The organism is Vibrio sp. SCSIO 43135 (assembly GCF_023716665.1).
Classification (GTDB): Bacteria; Pseudomonadota; Gammaproteobacteria; order Enterobacterales; family Vibrionaceae; genus Vibrio; species Vibrio paucivorans.
On sequence record NZ_CP071859.1, the window covers coordinates 2,099,247 to 2,119,420 of the forward strand.

General features: G+C 44.8%; 16 protein-coding genes. 2 read left to right on the forward strand and 14 right to left on the reverse strand.

What is annotated here, in order from left to right; all coding sequences use genetic code 11:
* Nucleotides 1–80 precede the first annotated feature (80 nt).
* From J4N42_RS09275 to J4N42_RS09315, 9 genes are all read right to left on the reverse strand, one after another.
* Entirely contained in the window at nucleotides 81–1,022 is a 942-nt protein-coding gene (locus J4N42_RS09275; RefSeq protein ID WP_252027597.1) for a glutathione S-transferase family protein, read from the reverse strand.
* Nucleotides 1,023–1,202: 180 nt separating this feature from the next.
* On the reverse strand, nucleotides 1,203–2,576 hold the full coding sequence (locus J4N42_RS09280; RefSeq protein ID WP_252027598.1) for a YjiH family protein: 1,374 nt from the start codon (nucleotides 2,574–2,576) through the stop codon (nucleotides 1,203–1,205).
* Between the two features lie 266 nt (nucleotides 2,577–2,842).
* A complete protein-coding gene (gene oppF / locus J4N42_RS09285; RefSeq protein WP_286036640.1) occupies nucleotides 2,843–3,835 on the reverse strand; it encodes a murein tripeptide/oligopeptide ABC transporter ATP binding protein OppF in 993 nt (330 codons plus the stop codon).
* Nucleotides 3,832–4,803 carry an ABC transporter ATP-binding protein gene (locus tag J4N42_RS09290; protein ID WP_252030818.1) on the reverse strand — a complete coding sequence of 324 codons (972 nt, stop codon included), beginning with the start codon at nucleotides 4,801–4,803 and terminating at the stop codon, nucleotides 3,832–3,834. Before J4N42_RS09290 ends, oppF begins: the two co-directional genes overlap by 4 nt.
* Nucleotides 4,804–4,831: 28 nt before the next feature.
* Complete coding sequence (oppC, locus tag J4N42_RS09295) at nucleotides 4,832–5,734, reverse strand: oligopeptide ABC transporter permease OppC (protein ID WP_252027600.1); 903 nt, start codon at nucleotides 5,732–5,734, stop codon at nucleotides 4,832–4,834.
* 15 nt (nucleotides 5,735–5,749) lie between these two features.
* The gene (oppB, locus tag J4N42_RS09300; RefSeq protein WP_252027601.1) at nucleotides 5,750–6,670 is read right to left on the reverse strand and encodes an oligopeptide ABC transporter permease OppB; all 921 of its coding nucleotides are present in this window, start codon (nucleotides 6,668–6,670) and stop codon (nucleotides 5,750–5,752) included.
* A gap of 73 nt (nucleotides 6,671–6,743) precedes the next feature.
* Nucleotides 6,744–8,384: an ABC transporter substrate-binding protein gene (locus tag J4N42_RS09305; protein WP_252027602.1), complete on the reverse strand. Its 1,641-nt coding sequence runs from the start codon at nucleotides 8,382–8,384 to the stop codon at nucleotides 6,744–6,746.
* A gap of 763 nt (nucleotides 8,385–9,147) precedes the next feature.
* A complete protein-coding gene (locus J4N42_RS09310; RefSeq protein WP_252027603.1) occupies nucleotides 9,148–10,143 on the reverse strand; it encodes a DUF1254 domain-containing protein in 996 nt (331 codons plus the stop codon).
* A gap of 86 nt (nucleotides 10,144–10,229) precedes the next feature.
* Nucleotides 10,230–11,735, reverse strand: a complete 1,506-nt coding sequence (locus tag J4N42_RS09315) for a DUF1254 domain-containing protein (RefSeq protein ID WP_252027604.1) — start codon at nucleotides 11,733–11,735, stop codon at nucleotides 10,230–10,232.
* A gap of 117 nt (nucleotides 11,736–11,852) precedes the next feature.
* Here J4N42_RS09315 and J4N42_RS09320 point away from each other — a divergent pair, with 117 nt between their 5' ends.
* Nucleotides 11,853–12,806: a LysR family transcriptional regulator gene (locus J4N42_RS09320; protein WP_252027605.1), complete on the forward strand. Its 954-nt coding sequence runs from the start codon at nucleotides 11,853–11,855 to the stop codon at nucleotides 12,804–12,806.
* 63 nt (nucleotides 12,807–12,869) lie between these two features.
* On the opposite strand, the gene J4N42_RS09325 is transcribed toward J4N42_RS09320, so the two are convergent.
* Nucleotides 12,870–13,853, reverse strand: coding sequence for a helix-turn-helix domain-containing protein (locus J4N42_RS09325; RefSeq protein ID WP_252027606.1), 984 nt, complete (start codon nucleotides 13,851–13,853; stop codon nucleotides 12,870–12,872).
* Nucleotides 13,854–13,999: 146 nt separating this feature from the next.
* Between J4N42_RS09325 and J4N42_RS09330 the strand changes: the two genes are divergently transcribed.
* Complete coding sequence (locus J4N42_RS09330; RefSeq protein WP_252027607.1) at nucleotides 14,000–14,953, forward strand: LysR family transcriptional regulator; 954 nt, start codon at nucleotides 14,000–14,002, stop codon at nucleotides 14,951–14,953.
* An 88-nt stretch (nucleotides 14,954–15,041) separates the two neighbouring features.
* On the opposite strand, the gene J4N42_RS09335 is transcribed toward J4N42_RS09330, so the two are convergent.
* From J4N42_RS09335 to J4N42_RS09350, 4 genes are all read right to left on the reverse strand, one after another.
* Nucleotides 15,042–16,073, reverse strand: coding sequence for an HlyD family secretion protein (locus J4N42_RS09335; protein WP_252027608.1), 1,032 nt, complete (start codon nucleotides 16,071–16,073; stop codon nucleotides 15,042–15,044).
* Nucleotides 16,073–16,534 (reverse strand): magnesium transporter, encoded by a 462-nt coding sequence (locus J4N42_RS09340; RefSeq protein WP_252027609.1) that lies wholly within the window; start codon nucleotides 16,532–16,534, stop codon nucleotides 16,073–16,075. Before J4N42_RS09340 ends, J4N42_RS09335 begins: the two co-directional genes overlap by 1 nt.
* An 11-nt stretch (nucleotides 16,535–16,545) precedes the next feature.
* On the reverse strand, nucleotides 16,546–17,727 hold the full coding sequence (locus tag J4N42_RS09345) for an OmpP1/FadL family transporter (RefSeq protein WP_252027610.1): 1,182 nt from the start codon (nucleotides 17,725–17,727) through the stop codon (nucleotides 16,546–16,548).
* A gap of 218 nt (nucleotides 17,728–17,945) precedes the next feature.
* Entirely contained in the window at nucleotides 17,946–20,126 is a 2,181-nt protein-coding gene (locus J4N42_RS09350) for a TonB-dependent siderophore receptor (RefSeq protein ID WP_252027611.1), read from the reverse strand.
* Nucleotides 20,127–20,174: the final 48 nt, after the last annotated feature.

Consider the following 20,174-nt stretch of genomic DNA (forward strand, 5'->3'; position numbering starts at 1 on the left):
ACTGATGTAAATTAGTAATAAAAAGCCCTAGATTAAATCTAGGGCTTTTTTGTACCTAGTAGAAACAAGTTAGGCAGTACTTACTTATCGCGGCCATGCGGCGAATCTAGGTCAAGCTCTGGCCCTACTGGCACAACTTGAGTTGGGTTAATACCAGTATGACTAAAGTAATAGTGACGCTTAATATGATAAAAATCCGTCGTCTCTTTCACACCCTCAACCTGATAAAGCTCTTTCAAGTAGCCTTGAATATTTGGGTAATCTGCAATGCGCTTTTTATTGCATTTGAAGTGGCCAACATAAACCGCGTCGAAGCGTACTAGTGTGGTGAATAGACGCCAATCAGCTTCTGTGATTGTATCGCCTACTAAGTAGCGGCTCGTAGCTAAATGAGCATCTACCTTATCAAGCGCTTCGAATAGCTGTTCATACGCTTCTTCGTAGGCTTCCTGTGTAGTCGCGAAACCGCATCGATAAACACCGTTATTAATTCGTGGGTAAATGTAGTCGTTCCATTCATCTACTTTAGCTTGCAATGCTTGAGGATAGTAATCGTCATGATTACCCGTTAACTCGTTAAAGGCTGAGTTAAACATACGGATGATCTCGGAGGACTCGTTACTCACGATAGTCTCGGTTTTCTTGTCCCACAGCACAGGAACAGTAACACGGCCAGTGTAGTCGCGCTTCGCTTGAGTATAAATCTGATGCATGCGTGTATGACCATATAACGGCTCAGGAAGCCCCATTTCCCAGCCTTCGCCCATCATGTCTGGGCATACTACGGTAACGTCAATATGATCGGCTAAGCCTTTGAGTTGGCGAAACACCAAAGTACGATGCGCCCATGGGCAAGCTAAGGAAACATAGAGGTGGTAACGCCCCGACTCAGGCTTGTAAGTCGCGTTTGGTGAGTTCTCGATCCAGTTGCGAAAACCTGCGTCTTCTCTTACGAATTTACCACCCGATGTTTTAGTATCGTACCAAACGTCATGCCATACACCTTCAACTAACTTACCCATACTGGTTTCCTCGCTAAGCTCTTCTGATGTCATTCATTATATGAAATGAAGAACAGAGCTTAATGGGCAAAAATTGGCGTTGTTATTCGAAAAATTGGAACAAGTACAGCGTAAGCTAGGTACATGATCAAAAAAGCCTGCTTATTCAAAGCAGGCTTTTTAACTGTTACATCGCTGTGATTAGAAAATCCAATGCGCAATCACTACGATAATTGGCAATGTTACAAGCGTACGTAGTAGGAAGATGGCAACCAGTTCCAAGAAATTGATTGGCACCTTACTGCTAAGAATAACTGAGCCCGTCTCTGCCATGAAGATAAGCTGCGTTACCGACAGTGCAGCGACAACAAACTTAGTCATGTCTGCATCGATTGTTGATGCAGCGATGATTGAAGGCACATACATATCAGTAAAGCCAACCAACATAGTTTGCGCTGCTGCCTGTGCATCCGGCACGTTCAACGCTTCTAATAGCGGAACAAACGGCGCGCCTAGCATTGAGAACAGTGGTGTTGTTTCTGCAACAACCAAGCCTAATGTGCCCACAGCCATTACTACAGGAAGCACTGACAGAACCATATCGAGCGCGTTGTGAATGCCTTCTTTTGCTACTGAGCCTAAGCTTTTTACTTGATTGGCTCTTTTCAGCGCAAGGTTCAAACCAAAGCCCATTGTAGATTGACCTTCAGGTACCAACTCGTCATCACGGTTTGGTTTTGTGCCATCAATGTATAAGTCTTTCTTGTAAGACAGAGGTGGCAAGAATTGAATGACCATAGCTGCAAACACGCCTGACAAACAAATCGCAAAGTAGAATGGAACAAAGTAGTTTTGTAGGCCAACTTGCGTCAGCACAACCAGCGAGAATGAAATACCTACAGGTGAGAACATTGTCGCAATGACGGCTGCTTCACGAGCTGTGTACTTTTTGTCTTCGTACTGCTTACTGGTCAGAATAACCCCTACCGTACCGTCACCTAACCATGAAGACATACAGTCAATCGCCGCACGCCCTGGTAGACGGAAAACTGGGCGCATGAATTTACTCAGCATGGTGCCAAGTAACTCTAATAGACCAAAGTTCAAAAGCAGTGGAAGAAGAAGACCTGCAAAAAAGAATGTCACAAAAAGCGAAGGTAAAAGGTCATTCAGAACTAGGCCACCTGTGTTGCCATTCCAGATCATTTCTGGACCAACTTGATGCAGTGCAACCAACGTAAATACTGCGCCTAGTACACGGATGGTTAGCCAAACAGGGGTCAGGACAAACAGTCTGGTCATCAATGCTGAGTTTTGAACAAATGCAGGTTTGAATAAAGTTGCAGCAAGTGAAGCAACTGCAGAAAAACAAATAACCGCGGTTACCGTTGGTAAAATTGCGTCACCAAGGATGCCTTTGAAACCTTTAGCAAGTAATGCTAAAGGAAAGGTAAAGTTTCCGTCGATCGTTAGTGGTGCAAGAAAGAAAAACAAACCAAGCAATGATGGAATGGCAAACATCAGCACATTCCGGCTCGTTTTGTGGTTGTCTTGGGTAAGAACTGTTTCGCTCATCTGACTACTCCCTAGATGATTTAAATTTCACATATAGTGAATAACTTTTCTTTTGCGAGATTATATCGACAAAAAAATCACACACAAGCAAAATTTGTATATTTATTCACTTAAACAGCATTTAAATACAAAATATAAAGCTAAAACTCGATAAGCTATTGATTGGAGTAGAATTCAAAATCTGAGCGGCATGTATCCCGATGACAAGACAAATAAAAAAGCGCGCCGATTGGCGCGCTTTATGCTGATTAGCTAGGGGCTGTTGATTACACTTCTACATGTAAACAAGACACCGCGTGAACATCGGAACCTTGAATCGATGGTTTAGTTTGAGCACATGCTTCAGTCGCTTGCGGACAACGAGTACGGAACACACAACCAGATGGAGGGCTGATTGGCGACGGTAAGTCACCTTCTAGCATTTCAATCTTCTTGTTACGCTCTAAGTTCGGATCAGGGATCGGAACCGCCGACATCAGTGCACGTGTATACGGATGCTTAGGGTCGGCGAACAGTGCTTCGGCTTCACCGAGCTCTACCGCATTACCCAAGTACATAACCAGAACACGGTCAGAAATATGCTTGACCACCGATAGGTCGTGGGCAATAAACACCAGGCTAAGACCTAGCTCTTTCTGTAGCTCTTTAAGTAAGTTCACTACCTGAGCTTGAATCGATACATCCAATGCAGATACTGGCTCGTCACAGATGATCATCTTCGGCTTAAGAATAAGCGCGCGTGCAATACCGATACGCTGACACTGGCCACCAGAAAACTCATGCGGGTAACGGTTAATCACGTTTGGTAACAAACCTACCTTCGCCATCATTTCTTTCACGCGAGATTTCACTTCGTCTTTAGATAATTCTGGATAGAAGGTTTCCAAAGGCTCAGCAATGATATCGCCGACCGTCATACGCGGGTTAAGTGACGCTAGAGGGTCTTGGAAGATCATCTGAATCTCTTTGCGAGTTTCGCGACGTTTTACGTCTTCCATCTTGGTTAAGTCTTGACCGAGCCATACAACTTCACCGTCGGTAGATTCCACCAAACCGATAATTGCACGGGCGAACGTTGACTTACCACAACCCGACTCACCTACTACACCCAATGTTTCGCCTTCATAAAGACGAACATTAACGCCATCCACCGCTTTAAGATTGGCAGGTTTCGCCCAAGGCCACGCAGATTTAGACGCAATACTAAAGTGGACTTTGAGATCTTTTACATCCAGCAGTAAAGATTTATTCATGCTCATCGTTTCCAAGCCTCCCAATCAGAAAAACATGCACGCTGACGTCCGTCTCCGAATGGAGTCAGGATCGGCGTTTCACTCTTACAACGGTCTGTTACACGGTGGCAACGCTCTTGATAAGGGCAGCCTGGTGGTAAGCGAAGTAAGTTTGGTGGGTTACCAGGAATTGTTGGCAGAATTTCACCTTCAGTATCCAGACGAGGAATCGCTTTCAGTAGGCCCTCTGCATATGGGTGGCTTGGCTGATAGAAGATTTCATCAACCGTACCGTACTCCATCGTTCGGCCTGCATACATAACCAATACTTTGTCACATGAACCCGCAACAACACCTAAGTCGTGCGTAATCATGATGATCGCTGTATTGAACTCTTGCTTAAGCTCATTCAGTAGATCCATGATCTGAGCCTGAACTGTTACATCCAATGCCGTTGTCGGCTCATCTGCAATCAGCAGTTTAGGACGACACAGCAGCGCCATTGCAATCATTACACGCTGACGCATACCGCCCGAGAATTCGTGCGGATACATAGTAATACGCTTGCGAGCTTCAGGAATCTTTACCGCTTCAAGCATACGGACCGATTCTTCGAATGCTGCCGCTTTACCCATGCCCTTATGCAGCATAAGTACTTCCATCAATTGGTCACTCACCTTCATGTAAGGGTTAAGTGACGTCATTGGATCTTGGAAGATCATCGCAATCTGTTCAGCACGGACTTTGTTTAAAGCATGTTCTGGAAGGTTCAGGATTTCATTACCTTCAAACTTCGCACTGCCGGAAATAATACCGTTTTTAGCCAATAGGCCCATGATTGCGAATACTGTTTGAGATTTACCCGAACCCGACTCCCCTACAATACCCAAGGTTTCGCCTTGGTTTAGAGAGAAGTTCAAATCGTTTACCGCGGTGACGATACCATCTTGAGTGGTGAACTCGACTCGCAGATCTTTGACATCTAATAGACTCATCATTGCTTCCTTATTTTTATAGCTTTAATTATCGGTCTTTAGGGTCAAGCGCATCGCGCAAGCCATCACCAACGTAGTTGAAGCAGAATAGAGTCACGACCATAAAGGCTGCTGGGAAGGCCAATTGCCAAATAGCAATTTCCATCGTTTGTGACCCTTCTTGCAGTAGTGCACCCCAACTCGTCATAGGCTCTTGAACACCTAGACCAAGGAATGAAAGGAAGGATTCAGTCAGAATCATGCTTGGGATAAGCAGCGTTGAGTAAACCGCAACAATACCCAATACGTTTGGAACAATGTGGCGAGTAATGATCTTCCACTTGCTTACACCGCTCACGTGTGCCGCTTCGATAAACTCTTTGCTACGTAGGCTCAGCGTTTGGCCACGTACGATACGTGCCATGTCGAGCCAAGCAATGGCACCAATCGCCACGAAGATAAGAATGATGTTACGGCCAAAGAAAGTAACCAATACGATAACCAGGAACATGAATGGTACCGCGTAAAGGATTTCCAATACACGCATCATCAAGCGGTCAACTTTACCGCCAATAAAACCAGATGTAGCACCGTAGAGCGTACCAATCAGAACGGCTACTAAGGCACCTAGGATACCTACCATTAATGAAATTCGACCGCCAATCAAGGTACGAACGTAAAGGTCACGCCCGAGGCTGTCTGTACCAAACCAGTGCTCAGCGCTTGGCCCAACGTGCATCGCATACCAGTCAGTATCGTCGAAGGTGTAAGGCGCAACCATTGGCAAAAACACAACAGCCAAGGTCATAATGAAAAGGATAAACAAGCTCACCATCGCCGCTTTGTTACGCATGAAGCGAATGCGGGCGTCTTGCCATAAACTACGACCTTCAATCTCAAGATTTTCTGAGAACTTTTCGATCGCTTCTAGATTCTCTTTTTTCGTTAACATAACGATACTTCCCTGTTAGTAACGGATTTTCGGATCAATCAGCGCTAGCAAGATATCAACGACAGCGTTGAAAAGGATGAATAGGAAACCAATTAGAATGGTAATCCCCATTACTAGCGAATAGTCACGGTTGAATGCAGCGTTAACGAACAGCTTACCGATACCTGGTAAACCAAAAATTGTTTCGATAACAACAGAGCCGGTAATGATACCTACGAATGCAGGGCCCATGTACGACACAACAGGTAGCAACGCAGGTTTCAGCGCATGCTTTAGAATGATGTAACGGTAGCTCAAGCCTTTTGCGCGAGCGGTACGGATAAAGTTACTGTTTAGAGTTTCGATCATTGAACCACGCGTGATACGGGCAAAGGTCGCAATGTATAGGAACGACATACCAAGAACCGGTAACACCATGTATTCAATTGCACCGCCATTCCAACCACCTGCTGGGAACCACCCCAGGCCGATTGAGAATATGTAGATCAGAACGGGGGAGAAAACAAAGGAGGGCAACACCACCCCTATCATGGATGTCGACATCACGGAATAGTCGAGCCACGTATTCTGTTTGAGTGCGGCGAGCGTCCCGACGGCCACACCAACCACAACGGTAAAGATGAACGCGTAAAAGCCGACTTTTGCTGACACAGGCAGCGCTTCAGACACTAGCTCATTTACTGTGTAGTCTTTGTATTTGAATGATGGACCAAAATCACCTTGCAAGATATTGCCTAAGTAGGTGGTGTATTGTTCGAAAAGAGGCTTGTCCAAGCCGTATTTCTCATTGATATTCTGCATTACTTCAGGCGGCAAAGTTTTTTCAGAAGAAAATGGGTTACCTGGAGCAAAACGCATAAGGAAAAACGAAACGGTTATCAGGACAAGTAAGGTTGGAATTGCTTCCACAATACGAGTAAAAATTAACTTCAACATAATGCATCTCACATCTAAAAAATAATGCGCCCATAGCGCAAGCTACGGGCGCATTGTTATCTACTTCAAACTATTATTTTTGAATGATGTACATATCTTTTGAGTAGATATTGTCCTGAGGGTTTTGATCAGGGTAACCACCTAGTTCAGTGCTCACTAGACGAGGCTGAACGTATTGGTAAATTGGCGCGATAGGCATGTCTTGCGCAAGCTGAGCTTCAGCAATTGCGTAGTACTTGTTACGCTCGTCTTCCGACTTCGCCACTTTAACCGCGTCGTTCATCGCTTTGTCGAACACGTCGCTTGAGTATTTCTGATCGTTTGAACCGTTCTCAGTCATAGCAATCGCTAGGAATGTAGATGCTTCGTTGTAGTCCGCACACCAGCCAGCACGACGAACATCAAAGTTGCCTTGCTTAGAGCTGTCTAGGTACGTTTTCCACTCTTGGTTTTCTAGCTTAACGTTTACGAATCCACCTAGAGATTTCTTCCACATAGATTGAACCGCTACTGCGATTTTCTTGTGGTTCTCTGAAGTGTTGTAAAGAAGTGTGAAATCAAGTGGTTTGCCTTGACCAAAGCCCGCTTCTTCTAGCAGTTCTTTTGCCTTAGCGATACGCTCTTTCTGTGAAAGTGCTGCGTATTCTGGAGTTTCAGGAGCAAAACCTGTGATACCACTGTGAGTCAGTGCGTAAGCTGGTTTTTGACCTTGGCCAAGAATCGCTTTGGTGATGATGTCGCGGTCGATTGAGTAAGACAGTGCTTTACGTACGCGAACATCGTCGAATGGAGGACGCTGTGTGTTGAAACCGTAGTAGTAAGTACATAGGTTTGGTGAAACCACAACGTTATCTGCGTAATCTTTCGTTAGACGGCGGAATTGCTCGTTTGGCACTTCGTAAGTCAGGTGGATTTCACCTGATAGGAAGCGGTTCATTTCCGCGTTTTGGTTTTCGATAGGTAGGAACGTTACTTTGTCGATAACTGTGTCTTTGTTATCCCAGTAGTTTTCGTTACGCTCAAGAACGATCTTCTCGTTTACTACCCAATCAGACAGTACGTAAGCACCGTTACCAACAAAGTTACCAGGCTTAGTCCAGTTGCTGCCGAATTTCTCAACTGTTGCTTTGTGCACTGGGTACATTGTTGTGTGTGCCATCATCTTAACAAAGTAAGGTAGTGGTACTTCTGTTTCTAGAACAAGTGTGTGGTCATCAACCGCTTTAACACCCAACTCACTTACATCTTTCTTACCTGCAATGATGTCTTTCGCGTTCTTCATCTTGGTGTATTCGATGTACCAAGCGTATGGAGAAGCTGTCGCTGGATCCGCTGCACGCTTGAAGCTGTATTCGAAGTCGTACGCTGTTACAGGATCGCCGTTAGACCATTTTGCATCTTTACGGATTTTGAAAGTAAATGTTTGGTTGTCTTCTGTAGTCCAAGATTCTGCCGCACCTGGAATCGTGTTACCTGGGCCATCTTGAATAACTAGGCCTTCCATTAGGTCACGAAGCACGTGTGATTCTGGCACACCTTCTACTTTATGTGGGTCAAGAGACGCAACTTCAGTACCGTTACCACGAACGAGTTCTTGAACTTTTGCCAATTGAGTACCAGCTGGAACTTCAGCTGCTAGAGTTGTTGTAGAGGTGGCAGCCACTGCCAAACCAGCCCCTAGAAGTAGGGCTTGAGTGATTTTATTCTTGTACATGCATTAAACTCCAAGTTTTATGTTTTGCATCCATGACTTCTCTGCAAGGTCACTAGAACGGACAGTGATTTAGGTTTTTTTAGCTCAAAAATTAAGCATAAAACTCTAAAACCTTACAAAGATTGCGGCACACATTAGCAATCATCGAAGTAATTTGCCATAAAAACGCGGCAAAAAATCTTATAATTCTCCGATAACCACTCAAAACCAATCGAATTCACCAACAAAAAGATAAATTATGGTGAAACAATGTAAGAAAGAACTTACAAGCTAGCGGTTAGTGCCAAATAATCTAACATGACACACTTTTGCAGCATCTTATGCTAGAAACTGACCAAGAATTTAACATTTACGGCATGACAGGTCTAATAATTACTCATGAATGACTTATCGGAGCTGTCAATTTGTGAAGGCAATCACCAACCAATATCATCAAAAATTAGAGTAATTTATCCGCCTAATCGACTGCTTATTCACATACAACGAGTGAATAATCCATATCAGCATTTAATAGAATACGGCAGCATATCCTACTGGCCTATGCTCACCTATACATATCGACAAAATCGTCACTGAATGGTTATTTAAACGCTTTTTGCCCGACTCACCTCGATTAACCAACACCGGATAACCGCCAAAACTTGAAGTAGTCACACACTTCTCACAATTAATACCTAGTTAATCGACACAGCGCAGTCACTCCCTCTCTGTTCAGCGGACATAAAAAAGGCTCCTTGAAGGAGCCTTACTAACGACTAGTGATTTACTTAACCGTCATTTCCGGAGATATCTTTCCATCCATGACTGGCTGACTTACTCCGTAATAGCGCATCGTAAAACTGAAGTCCTGCCCTTTCGTATCAATGTTATTCACCGCTTGTTCGCCACAGTTGAATGATACCGTTACTGTCCCATCTGCATTTTTAGACCAAGTATGCGAATTGACATTGGTGACACCCTCAATGAGGTAGCGTGTATTGTCATAAGCGGTAACTGATGTGAAGTACTTCGATTTTGGATCGTCAAAGGTCGTGGTTAAGCATTTCCCTCCATCAAGCATGACAGAGTTAGTATATTTGTTTGCCACACCGACTTCCGGCGACGAACCACCCCAACCGTTGGCATTCTCCAAGTTCCATTGATGACGATCGGTAATCTCGTTCGATGTTCTTGGGAAAGTATATTCGAACACTTCACCCTGTGTTTCTTCGGTGAGGCGTGCCGTCCACTCTTCTACTTTGTCGTAGTCATAGTTCTGGATGGTATAAGAGCCAAACTTAAATGAGTCATCCTGATAGAGATCTTGTGTTTGACGCGCGACATCCAACCCTTTTTCCATACCCGTTCGGTAAATCAAAAACACGTAATCAGTTTCTACAGGTAAATCATAACGCCCAGCGCCCACAACATAATGTTGTCCGTGGCCTCCTTCCGTTACCACTTGAACCGCAGAGTAGACCTCCGTTTTTGGCAAGTCGAACTGAACTCGACCATCAGTAGTTTGAGCCACCACCACTGAGTAGAGAGTGTCATCATTCATTTGAACGGTTGGCGCTTTGTTCCCTCTTGGTGGCAAGTTGCGCATATGAGTAATTTGTTGGTTGGCTCCAAGCGCTACCCAGTTACGGTAGTTACGCGCTGTTTCAGCATGTGCGTAGTTCTGATCTGTAACTTCGATAGTATCAGAAGCCAAAACCGGAGAAGACGACAGCATACTTGTAGAAAGTAGTGAAGCTGCGATTAGTGTCTTTTTTAACATGAGATTACCTTTACGTAGTTAATCTAAATGATGTGTAACGTACCACCTGCTGAATTAGGTGATACGTTATTCGTGGACTTTCGCTATTACTTCACTTCTACGAAGTCACTTGGTTTCCAAGATTTATCGAACCATTCCTGCTTAGGTCCGTATACTCGGAAAATAACGTTGTAGCCTTTGCCGTCAACAGTTTGAACCCAGTTACCTTCATGGCCCTCTGGAGCTTCAGGTGCAAAGTGGACAGTGATTGAACCATCTTTATTCTTAACAACGTTTTTGTTCAACCCGTCAAGACCAGCACTTACTTGGTCTGTGGCAAGCATTGAACGTGTTTGGTTGTCATAAACCATAAACGACCAGAATTTAGTCACAGGTACATTTGCGGGTAGTGTCACCGTGTAATGCTTAGAACCATCCAGTAGGTTTTCGTCGATATCACGGGTCGCAAGTAAATAGTCGGAACCCTTGCCAACACTTTTCGTCACCATATCCGGCGTAATCCCTGTTGCCATAAAGTGGAACATGGCACGGTCGTCAGCATTAATTACACCACTTGCATCTTTGAATTCATGCCCATTGATGAGTGGAGTAAACCAATGACGATCATCATACGTTTTCACGGATTCATCCGGATGAAAGTAGAAACTACGCGCTTCAGCTGTCGCGATCTTGGCGGCTTCTTCTAATATACGTGCCATACGAGCATCAGGTTTGAACGCTTTACCTTTTTCTATGCCTAAACGTTGAGCCAGTGATAGCCATTCTGGATCAAAAATTTCGCTCGGTTCGTACTGAATTAAGGTATTGATCTCGTCATAAAACTCTTCGTTCATCGCGTGAACCGTGTTGTATTTCACATCGGTAATATTGATGAACTCCGTGTTATTGCTCTTACCGTATGGATAAAGCTTCATTGTTTCTTTCAGTTTTTGCACATCTTGCTCAACAGAGTTCGGCGTGGTGACGATTCTTACTAATAGCCAATGCTGATACCCGTCTGTTTTTACGTGAATGTAACCGTCTGGGAGTTCACCTTGGTATGAAGAATGGTAGAAGAAATATTTACCACCTTTACCTTGGTCCTCTGGGTGTGTTACCCCCACTCTCGAGGTGAATTGAAACGCCGCGTTATCCACCAGCCCCAATATAGGTGTGCCAACCTCTAACACTACTGGACCATTCTTTACGTCAATTTCCGATGTTACATATGGCGTAGTTGTATTCGCGGTTAACCAAATGCTATTTGCGTTGAGCATGCCTTCCGAAATACCAATGGTCTGATTCGGCTTCATGCCTATGCTTTCATGTCCTTGAAGTAGCCCCTGAATCGACGCAACAGGAATACCCGATAGAAAGACACGCACTGCGTCGGCAGTGTCGACAAAGTCGCTCGCTTTCGTAGACGCTTCTAAAGAGGGAGCGCCATCGACATAGTTCAGTTCGCCAAGGTATTTTGACTCGACGTGATTTGGCGTAACAATGGAGCTTGGGATATGAGAAGAAAGATCGGAATTGCTGGCTAGTGCATTAGCACTCAAAGACATACATCCAATAACGGCCAAGCTAATAAGTTTCAGTTTGCTATTTACCACGAAGGTCTCCTAAACACAGTGAAGTAACTTGTTCAAAGAATACCCAACGCCTCAATTTGCATCCAACGACTTATAGTCATAGTATATTATTACCAAAACGAATAATTTAGCATTTCAATGACCAACGAAACGGCGCAGCAACTCTCACGAGTCGACCTGAACCTTCTAGTGACTTTAGATGTATTACTGAGAGAAAAGAATGTCACTCGCGCAGCTGAGACACTACACCTATCCCAATCTGCTTTGAGCAGAGCCTTAAAGCGGCTGCGTACAACCTTTGACGATCCACTCTTCACTCGAGTTGCAAGTGGGTTAGTACCGACACCAAAAGCACTACAGTTGGAAACTCAACTGCGAAACGTTTTGCCTTCGTTGCGCACTATTTTTTCAGAGCAATCATTCATTCCCAAAGAATGTAAACTCACATTTTCTATTTCATTACCTACCTTTATCTCAAGCGCTTTAATGCCTAGCCTGATGCGCCAACTAGCTTGTGACGCACCCTTGGTCAATATCGTCGAGCAGCCAGCAAAAGCCAATCCATTCACCGCCATAGACCAAGGGCAAATCGACTTCGCTTTTCATTACTCAGCATCGAATACTAAGCGCTTTATTTCTCAGGAGGTGGGCACCCTATTCCCACAATTATTTGTTAGAAAAGGCCATCCTCTAACAAAAGAGAACCAAGTTAATATCGAACGTATCCTACAGTTCCCATTACTCGGCATGTTGGTGGAACAAGATCAAACGCACTCGTTCAGTGCGCCCATTCAAAAGCTGTATGAAGACTTTATGCTCAAGAGCCAGCCTAAACTTAGAAGCTCTCAAACACAGATTTTGCTCGATAGGATGTGTGAATCCGACTCTGTGCTGTTCGGTACCAACACCATTCAAGCATTACCCGGATTCAATACCAATTTTCAGCTGATCTATACATTAGAACATGAGGAAAGGTACAACGTAGCTTTACATTTAGTACAACACGAACGAACGCAGCACAGTCAAGCGCATCAGTGGTTTGCGGGAGTGATGCTAGAACACTTACAAAAAGCTCTTAGCACCCACCGTTAAACTCTTCAGAAAAATAAAAACGCCGGATAACTTATCCGGCGTTTTTATTGATGCTAAAGACTACTATGCAGCTTGAGCTTCACGACCCAACTGCTCAAATAGTTGTGTCGGAGTGAGATTAAATCGGCGCCGAACAAAACGGCAGAAATGCCCTACCGAAGAGAAGTGTAGCTCGGTTGCAATCTGAGTAATGTTTTTACCTGTTGTCTTCAGTGACTGTGCCTTGTCGATGATTAACGATTCTTTAATCTTGAGAAATGACAGCCCTTCTTTTTCCAACCGGCGCTGAATGGTACGGCGTGGAATTGACGTCACACTAGAAGCAACATCGAGCGATATGTCGTGCTCATCGAATATTGGCCCAAGCGCACTTTTCAATGATTCGCTGAATGTCTCGACACCATGAGATTTCACCGAAAACAACGGTGTTGGCGAATTGCATTCGGTCGGCAACAGTTCGATCCCAGTGTACGGCTGCGCAAAACACAGCACACATTGTTGCTGATAAACTTTCGCCAAGTAATGGTGAATATCACTAAGCTCATCGACCTTAAGGTATAGATTAGATTTTACTGGGATATCTTTGAGTAAGTGACGGTATAACTCCAACGACAAGATCGAGAAATAGACCTCAGCAAAGACAAATTTCACGCTCGACTGCTCAACCGGTTCTACCACTAAGATTGGTTTACCATAGTGATGTGTTGCGCCCATCCAGAAACCGGCAAGGTGCGGCTCTGAGTTATAGACAGCTTGCGCCACATTCCATTGGAATAAAGACGTCGAATCGACGAGGCCTTGAGTCAAGACCGGTAAGATATCGTTTTGAATGCTGCATTGAATCGCTTCGACCAGCTTTTCTTTACCGTACTGCTGGGCAGTATTACGCAACAAAGATTCAAAACTAGCGTACGAAACAAGTCGAGTTTCCTCTTTTTGAGGAAAAGGACACATGGCATCACGATAAAGCTGTGACTTACGTTCTGCGTTTCCTTCCAGAGCATTAATAAATCCATCTAAGTACATTGTATGAATTAACGGAATCATAATTTACCTAGGATATTTAATTTAAAGGTGTCGATACAAAAACGATAAAAAGCCCTAACAATCGACATCTGTCCGTAATTTACTCTTGTATAGATATAAGAACCAATGTAAAAAAAGGATAACTGATATACGCCTGGTGCATTTCTATGGTTACATTAGAGCAACAACTATCCAGAATTGACCTCAACCTACTCGTCTCTCTGAGTGTTTTGATCAAGGAAAGGAACGTAACAAAAGCGGCTAAGGTGCTTTACCTTTCCCAGCCGGCAATGAGTCGAACCTTGTCTCGCTTGCGCGATCTACTTGGCGATCCACTGTTCTATCGCGAATCCAACGGCCTAGTTCCGACCCAAAAAGCGTTGGAGCTGCAAGCGCCACTCGATGAGCTGCTTAGAGCGATGCAACAGTTAGTCACCGCAACTAGCTTTAGCCCCAAGGAGTGTGAGCAAGCCTTTACCATTTCTCTGCCACCCTTGATGAGCCAGTTTTTGTCTGTACCTTTGGCCAAACGCTTTATGGCGGAAGCACCCAAAGCTAGCCTGCTTGAGTTCCCGATCTCCCGAGACCCGTGCCAACAATTGCAAGAGCGCATCGTTGACTTCACCATCCACATCGACAAACCTGGCAACGAAATGGAAATGCCAGCGCAAAAGATTGGCCAAACCTACGCCATGTTTTACGTGGCTCCAGATCACCCGTTAACTCAGAAAGAAAGCGTGACACTGGAGGATTGCCTGTCCTATCGCTTCGTAGATCTAACACTCGATATTCGCTCTAACTACGGATTGCTAAACCCGATCGACAGCTACCTGCACTCCAAAGGGCGTATGCGTGATATTGCGTTTCGTAGTGGGCAGCTTCAGACCTTAATTCAGGTGATGCAGGGAACGAATACTGTGCTGTCTTCGTCTCACAAAGTGGCCGAGCTCGAGAACTTGAAAGATACTCTCGTTCCTATCTATGCCATGGATGACAGCGAACTACTGGTCGACGTGTACTTGATTGAGCATAAGCGCACAGAAAACAGCCGACCTCACCAATGGCTTAAACAACTCATACTGAATACATTAAGTGATGTGCTGAGCACACCGAATGCCTAACCAGCGAAAGCGCTAGCTGCATAGAATTGAAGTGCGAGTTCTTTGAACTCGCACTTTGTCGTTATAGAGCGGATGTATCGATAGGTAATTAGAGCGCGCTTAGGTAAGCTTTCAGAGATTTCAGTCGAACCGTCGCACCACCAATAATGTCCATAAAACCAAGCATTGGGTGTGGTTTGGTTGCTGAAATCCAAGCTGCGCCTTTCGCACCGAGTGGAATGTGGTAACCCTCTGGTTCTTCGAACTCAATGATCACCGTACGGCCATGAGTTCCCATGTTATTACCGACATGTTGAGTTACGCGCTGAGCACCGTTTTGAACCGACACCATCGACTCACCCGTGCCACTGGTAATACTGTGAACCTTACCGCGGAACACTTCACCAGGATGCGAGTTGACATAGAACTCGGCAAACTGACCAACCTTGATGTAACGGAAAGATTGGTCTGGAATACGCATTTCCATGAACTTCTTACTGGTGTTGAATAAGTGCATGTTACCGGTGCGCGTGCCTTTAGTGATGTTAACCACACCCACTTGGCCATCAAATGGCGCAACCACTTGGTTTAGGTCATTAAGCCATTCCGTTTCTGCAATTTGCGCGCGAATGTTGCCGATATCAGCACGCTTAGACGCCAGTGTCGCGTAACCTTGCTGGATCTTGTTGGTTAAGTCATCGCGGTCCACTTCGCTGCTGTACTCGTCCAACTTCTCCATACGTTGTAGGTTTTTCTCGTCGGTTTTGATTTGGGTTTTCGTCGCGTCTATTTCGTGCTCAATCGCTTTTAGCTGTGCTTTCAAGCCGTTGATTTGTTCAACATCTGACGTTGATTCCAACGTGTACAGCAAGTCACCTTTCTTAACCACTTGGTTGTGCTTAACGTAAACATCTTGCACTTTTTGACCAATCAACGGGCTAAGGACCGCATGAGGAGCCTTCACGGTACTGCTATCGGTAAGATCCACAGGCGCCCAAAATCGGCTAACGGTGAATAGTGTCGTTGCAAGGAAAGCACCAAAAGACACTAAAATCGTTGCATTCTTCAAGTTCCACTTAATGACACCAGCTTTAACTAACAGCCAGCAAATCAGGATATAAGGCAGCATAATTTCTTTCATTACTTCGTCTCCTCACCTGTTGATTCTGAATCTTGAACACCTTTGCGAATGATCGCACTCAAGCCATCACTGATAACATCCCAACGAGTAAAGGCGATAATTAACGCGAAAATCCACCACACTTTGTTAATAAACAAACCACACAGCGATAAGATGAACACTAGATTGCTATGAGCGCTCTTTTTATGTTGTGTTTCATGCACCGCCACTTCATGTAAGCGCCACAATAAGTAACCGACATACCCAAAAATCGACAGAGTGATCACAAAGATCAACCCCATGAACCCTTCGGAGTTCAGCAAGTTTATGATGCTCGGGTTACCACCAACGAAATCGCTCGCTGGCATCTCTTTGCCGTGGATCAGTGACAAAGTAGAAAAAAAGAATGATGTGCCAGCCAGTGCTGACACTACTGCGATGGCTTTAACAAGCCACATCAGAATCGCTTTGATTTTTTTCATGGTTTAGCCCTCTAGAACGTGTACGCCATGCCAACAAAGTGAACGTGGCCGATTAGAACGCCGTCCAATGGGTTTGCTTTTCCAGTTTGCTCGATATCCATTTCGCCAAAGTCTGCAAACTCGTAGTAGATGTCTAGCTTGCTGTCTGTCCACGCTTTACTGACGCCCACGGAGTAACGGTGCTGTTCGCCCACAGGTAGGTCTGGGCTTTGGTTTGCAGGATCATCAATAGGAGACGTTTCATAAGCGTAACCAGCTTTTAGGCTCCAACTGCTTGTAAGTTGATATTCACCCCCAACTGACGCGCGCCATACGTCTTGCCATTCACGATTAATCGAAAGCGTCCCCTCAGGGCTAGTTAAGTCGACATCTGTTGACTGCATATCAGACCATTGATGCCACTGAACAGACGTCACAAGGTCGAGCCTGTCTGTCATTTGATAAGCAAGGCTTAAGTCTGCTGTCGCAGGAAGGATAAATTCGGTGCTATACGTACCCGTTCTAGTCACCGTTCGATTTAAGATATCGGCACTGACTGTTGAGTCACCATCAAACTCATGTTCAATTTTAGAACGGTAAGACAAGCCAATTCTGGCCTTATCTGTCGCTTGAAAAACTACGCCCAAGTTGTAGCCGTAAGCAAAATCATCAGCGGTGTCGAGCTCGGCTAAAGCGGAGTTTTGCTGGAACAAAGCGTAATCAACTTGTAGGCCCGCAGCGATCGAAAGCTTGTCGCTTACCGCGTAGCTCAAAGATGGGTTAAATTGGTATGTAAGAAGTGCAACATCTGTCAGCTGGTTTTCACCTTGCCAGCCGTCGCCATAATCTAGCGTTGCGCCACCAAGCGTACTGAAAGCCAAACCCAGTTTTAGTTTTTCATTTAACTCCATCACATGGTAAAAACTGGCGATAGGCATCGTTGTATTACTGTGCCCTTCAGTACCCTCACCTTCATACTTTACGTCCAAGTTAAGTAGTAGGCCCGAGATTGTGGTGTGCTCTTTCTCCATATGAGACATAATCGCTGGGTTGCTCCAAATGGAGGCAGCGGATCCAGTGTAAACTGCATCTCCGGCTCCTGCCGTACCCATATTTGCGTATGTTGCTTCCTGCAAAAATACTCCACTAGCGAATGCCGAATTGCATGCCGCTAAAACCGATAAACCGGCTATACGGAACATTGTTTTTGCCATTGTGATTCCTAGAGTAAGTGATAATAAACACACTAAAACTAGGGCAACACAAGTCATCACTTCAAATCATTTAAAAGCATTTCAGGTATACGATAAACGCATAGCTATTGATACAGCTATCATTCAGGCATTTTTTTGATTTTCACAAAAGATATAAAAAAACCGCATACAAGAAACTTGTATGCGGTTTGTTATTTAAGTTGTAATTACGCTGTTACTTAGAAGTTGTAGCTCACGTTTAACTCTACTGTTTGCTCAGCACCATACCAACAGTTGTACATGTCGTAACAAGTGTATGATTCTTCGTTAAATAAGTTGTTCACGATCAAGTTAGCTGACGCACCACTTAACGAACTAGATAAGTAACTCATATCATAACCAAGCGATAAATCGACTGTCGTATAGCTTGGGACCATACCCTGAGTATTAGTCGCGTCCATCTGCATTTCACCGACATAGCGAACGCCTGCACTTGCACGAGTCCCCGCAAGTGCACCGTCGTAAACGAAGTAGTTCGCCCACAGGTTCGCAGCATGCTCAGGGATATAGATTGGAGTGGTGCCCTCTAAGCCATTTTCACTATCCTGAGTAACTTCTACATCTAGATAGGTGTAGTTTGCAGCAATATCCAAGGCATCAGTAATAAACCACGTACCTTGCGCTTCTAAACCACGAGAGGTGAGTTCACCGACTTGCAGTTTTGCGCCCCATGGGTCTAGAGGATCTGCCATCAAGGCATCGCTTTTCACGATATTGAACAGCGATATCGACCCTGATTTAGACATATCCGGCGCCATATATTTCACGCCAACTTCAACTTGCTCACCCATTTCTGGCTTGTAGTTCTGACCTTCGGTGCTTACCGTTGGTTCAAAGCTGGTAGCATAGCTGATAAAAGGTGCCACGCCGTTTTCGAATTCGTACAGTCCACCCACGCGGTATGAGAATTGGTTTTGGTCCGCTTCTGTGTAGTTTTCGTAAGGATACCAATCTGGCCCGTACTGATATTGGCCAGTGTAGTCGCTACTCGATTTAAACTGATCGTAACGGCCACCAGCAATCAACACCCAACGGTCCCAACGCAATTGGTCTTGGAAGTACATGCCTAGCTGTTCAACCTTCACTTTGTCTTCGTATTCGGAAGTCTTAGAGAGTTGGCTGCGATCAATCATGTCGTTATTTGGGTCGAATAGATTAAACGTACCAAACTGGCTAGTACTTCCGTACTCGTTGTACAGCGAATTACCATCCAACTTCTGGTAGTCGAGGCCAAATAGAATGTTGTGCTCAACGTCGCCCGTCATCACTTTAGCGGACAACTGGTTATCAATCACGATACCTTCCGACTTCTCGGTTGTGTCGTAGATGGTGCGATCCAAATTCCCTGTTGCTGGGTCAAATTGATCTGCGGTGTGGTAAGTGTTCTCTTGGTACAAATCCGCTTTCATATAACGGAAGTTTTGTAAGAACGACCAGTTGCTGTTGAACTGATGTTCAAATTTGTAGCCAGCTAAGAAGACTTCACGCTCAAACGTGCTCCAGTTTTTATCACCAACAAAAGTATTTGGGTTAGTGCTACCGTTAGGATTATCGACGAACATACCCGATGCAGGCATCGAAGAGTTCATCCCCATTGCTGGATCATTTTGATAGTAGATATTCAGATTAAGTAGCGTTTTCTCGCTAATATTCCAATCTATCGAAGGTGCAATGACATAACGCTCCTCTTCGGTATGATCGACTTGGCCATCTTGCTTTCTCGCTAACGCAATGAAGCGGTAGTTGAGATCTGAATTGCCGATTTGCCCCGTACTGTCAATCGATGCTTCCATTAAGTTACGAGAACCAGTAGCGACACCAATATCTGTATTCGCTTCCTGCTGTGGTGATTTAGCAATCATATTCACCATACCACCAGGAGGCATGGCACCGTAAAGTACCGATGTAGGCCCCTTAAAGATTTCGACCTGCTGCAATGCGATTGGATCAATCTGAGGTTGTAGGTTCCAACCCGCTAAAGACTGCAAAACCAAGCCATCGTAATAGCTTTGGCTCACATCAAAACCACGGATATTGAACGTATCGTACATAGTGACCGACGAGCCTTTTTGCTCTGTCACTACGCCCGGTGTATAACGCAGCGCTTGGTTTAAAGACTTCACGCCTCTCGCTTCTAGCGTCTCACTTTCGATCACATTAATCGCTTGTGGCGTTTCTTCTGGCTCCAGTGACGTTTTGGTCGCAGTATTTCGGTAAGCTTTACCTAATACAGAAATAGTCTCAACGTCAGAAGAATCCGTTTCTTCTGCAACAGTTTGGAATGAGGCCAATAGTGAAATAGAGATAGCGCACGCAAGCGAAGTACGTACGAATAACGGGCGTGAATTTTGAATAGTCATAAGTCCCTACAAGTCGTATCCGATAGATGTAAATAGAATGTTAGTGAT